Source organism: Anaerolineales bacterium (assembly GCA_022866145.1).
In the GTDB taxonomy this organism is placed as follows: domain Bacteria; phylum Chloroflexota; class Anaerolineae; order Anaerolineales; family E44-bin32; genus PFL42.
In genome coordinates, this window is record JALHUE010000203.1 from 1 (window position 1) to 4,166 (window position 4,166).

6 protein-coding genes are annotated in these 4,166 nt (G+C 66.2%); 4 read left to right on the top strand and 2 right to left on the bottom strand.

Annotation, left to right across the window (positions count from 1 at the left end):
- Together MUO23_06425 and MUO23_06430 are read left to right on the top strand one after the other, a co-directional pair.
- On the top strand, positions 1–793 hold a 793-nt coding region (locus MUO23_06425; protein ID MCJ7512591.1), incomplete at its 5' end, for a SprT-like domain-containing protein.
- Positions 794–1,058: 265 nt separating this feature from the next.
- The gene (locus tag MUO23_06430; protein MCJ7512592.1) at positions 1,059–1,286 is read left to right on the top strand and encodes a hypothetical protein; all 228 of its coding nucleotides are present in this window, start codon (positions 1,059–1,061) and stop codon (positions 1,284–1,286) included.
- Between the two features lie 111 nt (positions 1,287–1,397).
- Here the strand turns inward: MUO23_06430 and MUO23_06435 are convergent, their stop codons facing one another.
- Both MUO23_06435 and MUO23_06440 read right to left on the bottom strand, forming a co-directional pair.
- Entirely contained in the window at positions 1,398–1,883 is a 486-nt protein-coding gene (locus tag MUO23_06435; GenBank protein ID MCJ7512593.1) for a hypothetical protein, read from the bottom strand.
- Between the two features lie 16 nt (positions 1,884–1,899).
- On the bottom strand, positions 1,900–2,484 hold the full coding sequence (locus MUO23_06440) for a 3'-5' exonuclease (GenBank protein MCJ7512594.1): 585 nt from the start codon (positions 2,482–2,484) through the stop codon (positions 1,900–1,902).
- Positions 2,485–2,661: 177 nt separating this feature from the next.
- Here MUO23_06440 and MUO23_06445 point away from each other — a divergent pair, with 177 nt between their 5' ends.
- Positions 2,662–3,666 (top strand): 4Fe-4S binding protein, encoded by a 1,005-nt coding sequence (locus MUO23_06445; GenBank protein ID MCJ7512595.1) that lies wholly within the window; start codon positions 2,662–2,664, stop codon positions 3,664–3,666.
- A 251-nt stretch (positions 3,667–3,917) separates the two neighbouring features.
- Positions 3,918–4,166, top strand: a 249-nt coding sequence (locus MUO23_06450) for a twin-arginine translocation signal domain-containing protein (protein ID MCJ7512596.1), incomplete at its 3' end; no start/stop codon positions are given.

The following is a 4,166-nucleotide window of genomic DNA, read 5'->3' on the forward strand; positions in this document are numbered from 1 at the left end:
CGCGGTCGTGCTGGAGCGGGCAGGCTTGGGTCCTGAGACGCTGCCGGATCCATCGCGACGGGCCTATCAGTGGCTGAGCTACCTCGGCGAGGAGCAGGCGCTGCAGGAGCATGTGCTCACCCTGCGGCAGGCCATGCGAGTCGATCCGCGCCCTAGAATCGAGATCACCCATCTGCCTGGCTTGTATCGCGGCTTGACGCACGCGGACGACGTTCGCCTATCGATCAGCGAGGGCTTCCTAATGGCGCCCCCGGCGGTGATCGCCGGCCTTGTCAAGATCGTACTCCCCTACAGCCGCAAGAAGCAGCATCGGGCGGTAGTCCACGCCTATGCCGAGAGCCCGGCGTTCCGTCAGCGGCTGCGTGCTGTCGAGCAGGCCGGTGGGGCGGTGCCACCGCCCAGGACCGCAGGCCGCACCCACAATCTGGAGTCGATCTTTCAAACCGTCAACCGGGAGTACTTTGACGGACGGCTTGTGATGCCCGTCATCCAGTGGAACCCCATCTCGACCCTGCGCGAGTTCGGCCGGTTCGAACCCGCCACCGAAACGATCGTGCTCAGCCGCAGGCTCGACGCGCCGGACGTCCCGGAGCAAGTGGTTGCCTACGTGCTGTATCACGAACTGCTCCATCGGGTTCTCGGCGCCAAGCGAGAAGGCAGCCGGCGGCGCTTCCACACGCCTGCCTTCCGCAAGGCGGAGAGGCGATTTCGGGGTCATGAGCAGGCGGAGCAATTCCTGCAATCCCTCTCGCATCGCGGCCGGCAATACGGCCTGACGGTCCGAGTGGACTAGCCGCCGACAGGGGCGAGGAAGGCGCCCGGATGGCGGACGCGCCTTCACGGTTGAGGCTCTGCGCGCTCGGCCGACGCCCCTCGGCTGCGCGCGGGTTCTTTCTCCAAGTGCAATGCTATTCTCCTCATAGCGTTGCACTTGCAAGTGGAACTCATGGCCGCCTTACCGGCGCTAGGCACTGTGATAGGATGAAGAGTGGATCTCCCTGTTCAGCGGGGGCACGCCTCGCGCTCAGGCAATCCGGGGAAGACAGGAGTAGGTAGCGATGTTGCCGGTGATTGGACTGGTCGCTTTACTGCTGTACCTGGTGTTGTGGAAGTCGGGGGCCCTGAAAGACCTGGCTTCGGCCGCCGGCGCGCGGCAGTCTCGCAAGAAGGCCAAGCCGCGTTCGGCGGCCGTCAACGAGCGCAGCCGCCTGAACGTGTTCGAGGAGTTCATCGAGCGCATGGCCGAAAGCGACGAGCCTCCCGAGCCAAAGGACCCCCAGGCCTAGTAGATCCGCCGCCTGGCACCGGCTTCGCCCGCCCGAAGGGCGCGGCACAGCCCGTGGAGCGCGTTGCCGCGCCTGGCACGCAAGCCAATTCCCCGTCCGGCCTTCAGGATCCTAGCGGAAGAGACTCCCATCCTCCGGCTCGCCCTCCAACACACGGAAGCCGATGGCCTCTCCGTCTGCCGTTTTCACACCGTCTGCCAACACTTCGAACGTGAGCCGCGTCTTGCGTCCTTTGACCTCCACGACTCGGGCTAGGACGTGGATAGGGCGGTCGTTGGGCGTGGGCCTGAGGTAGCGGACGGTGATCGTGCCAGTGGCGTACCGATAGACTGGCTCAGAGCCTAGGGGGCGACCCTCGCGGCGGTAAGCATCGGCCATGGCGGTGCACATCGTGTGACAGTCGATGACTGTGGCCAGGATGCCGCCGTTGATCACGGCTTCCCAGCCGTGGAACTTCGGCTGGGAATGGAAGACGCACACTCCCTCTTCGCCCTCCCAAAAGCTCTTGATCTGCAGGCCGTCCGGGTTCTCGGCGCCGCACCCGAAGCATACGTTCCCCGGCATATGGTCCTGGAAGCACACGCGATCCTGGGGCATCTGCGTCCTCGTCCAGTCAGCTGCCTGGAGAATTGGCTGGGGGCTGGGCCATGTATTCGAGCAGCAGTCGGGCGAGCTGGGCGTCCTGTCCGGCACGGTGGTTGTTGGTCAAGGGTAAGGCGCAATGGCGGCTGGCCACATCCAGGCTGTGCCAGCGGTAGGACCCCTTCATTGGGTTCCAATCACCGCGGAACTCGGCATAAAGTTCCATCAGGCAGGTGAACTGGCTGGAGGGAACCTCCCAGGCCAGTGAAGCGCGGCGATGCGCCTGGCGGATCATCCTCTGATCGAACTCGGCGTTGTAGATCGCGATCGGTCGGTCCGCCAGGATCGGCGCGACCTCCGGCCAAACTCCGCGCCAGTCGGCGGCCTGGGCGACCATGGCGGTCGTGATCCCGTGGACCTGGGTGGCGTCGGGAGGGATGGGCGAAGACGACCGCACAAGCGATTCGAAGAGCAGGCTGCCGTCCGTGTCGAGAACGGCGATTTCGACGATCTCGGCTTCGGGCCCAAGCCCCGTGGTTTCGGTATCGAGGTAGATCGGCCTGGAATGCAGGATTCGCTGAGCTTGTCCCTGCGCCCGGCGGCGAGCTGGATTCACCTGGATCTCCTCCGTGGACTCAGGCGAGGATACCCGCAACCGCGGCTCCTGACCAGCCTGACGAGCCGCACCTCGCCCGGCCGAGAACGTGGCCTTGCCGTTCGGGCATGCTAGACTCAGTCCGGGCGAGAAGCTGCCGGCGGTATCGAGAGTCCAAGACGGCCGGCGAGGCAGGGGATGGTTCAGCACGAAAATCGTAGTGCAGCCCGGCTGTCTGGGCCGGGCCCGCAGGATGATCCCTGGGAGCAGGCGAGGGGGACGGCTCGTCCCTCATGGACGGCCTTCTGGTCCGAAGGCCGCCGGGTGGCGGGCTACTCGCTCTTCGATTTCCTCCACGGCTACGTCTACGCCCGGTGGACCTACCTGTACATCGGCCTCGGAGTGGGGGAGCGCAAAGCGCCGGGCTGGCTTCGGGCTGCGATTGGGGCGATCGCAGCCCTGGTGTCGCAGCCGGCGTCTACCGGTGCGGCGGATCTCCGGCATGCCCGCGGTTATCACGGGAAGGTGCTGCTGCTCGACCAAGCCCGGCAGTTGGTGCGCGTCGAGGAGGATGTCTGCCTCACCAACCTCGAGCACGTGATCCCCTTCCCGGTGGCAAGGGACATCGTCTTGCGCAACCCCGACCACATCGTTGCCCTCGTCTGCCCGTGCCGCTCGGCCCGCGAGTCCCCCTGCCTGCCGTTAGACGTCTGTCTGATCGTCGGCGAGCCCTTTGCCAGCCTGGTGCTGCAGGAACACCGGCAGCGGGCGCGCCCCATCAGCCCGGCCGAAGCTGAGCGCATCCTCGAGGAAGAGCATGCCCGCGGCCATGTCCAGCATGCCTTCTTCAAAGATGCCATGCTGGGGCGCTTCTACGCGATCTGCAACTGCTGCCCATGCTGCTGTGGCGCCATGCAGTCGATGCGAAGCGGGACGCCGATGCTGGCCTCCTCGGGCTACGTGTGTGTCGTCGCCGAGCACGCCTGCCTTGCCTGCGGCGCCTGTGAGACCGCCTGCCCCTTCGGGGCGCTGGTCTGGGCGCAGCCGGCGCCGACGGTCGATGCCGAGCGGTGCATGGGGTGCGGGGTGTGTGTCTCGGCCTGCGAAGCCGGGGCGCTCACGCTTGAGAGAGACCCGGCCAAGCCTGCGCCGCTGATCCTCGAGCATCTGATGGCGGAACTCAACCCCGGAGCAGGTGGCTGACCGACTGCCGGGGGGACGCCAGCCTCCCTCGGTTCTCATTCGCGCCTTACCCAACTCTCACACGTCGCGAAGAGGCCCGTGGGAGAATGGACCCCATACCCGGATTCGATCCGGGGGTCGCGCTTTCGCCTGTGGCACGGCGGGGAGCGTGTAGGGCCAGCCGGTTGGGGTGCGTCCAATGGCAGGCTGGCCGGATTGCCAGCGGGGAGAATGTCCCCGTAGTTACGGCCGGCCTGGGAGGGCATGTCGCTATGCTGAAGATCAAACCCTCGGAAATCACGCCTGAGGATCAGTACTTGTCTCGAAGAGCATTCATGCGGGCGACGGGGGTGGTGGCCGGCACAAGCCTGCTGGCGGCATGCGGCGTAGGCCCTGCTCAGGTGCCCCCCGAGGAGGCAGCCGGAGCCGCCGACCAGGCGGCTGCAACAACCGGGGCCACGACCGATGAGCTCGGTGACCCGTTGACGGCGTACGATGCCGTGACCGGGTACAACAACTAC

Bases quoted from the DNA above. Each gene is read 5' to 3' on its own strand.
- MUO23_06430 (MCJ7512592.1), top strand. From the start codon at position 1,059: ATGTTGCCGGTGATTGGACTGGTCGCTTTACTGCTGTACCTGGTGTTG.
- MUO23_06435 (MCJ7512593.1), bottom strand. From the start codon at position 1,883: ATGCCCCAGGATCGCGTGTGCTTCCAGGACCATATGCCGGGGAACGTA.
- MUO23_06445 (MCJ7512595.1), top strand. From the start codon at position 2,662: ATGGTTCAGCACGAAAATCGTAGTGCAGCCCGGCTGTCTGGGCCGGGC.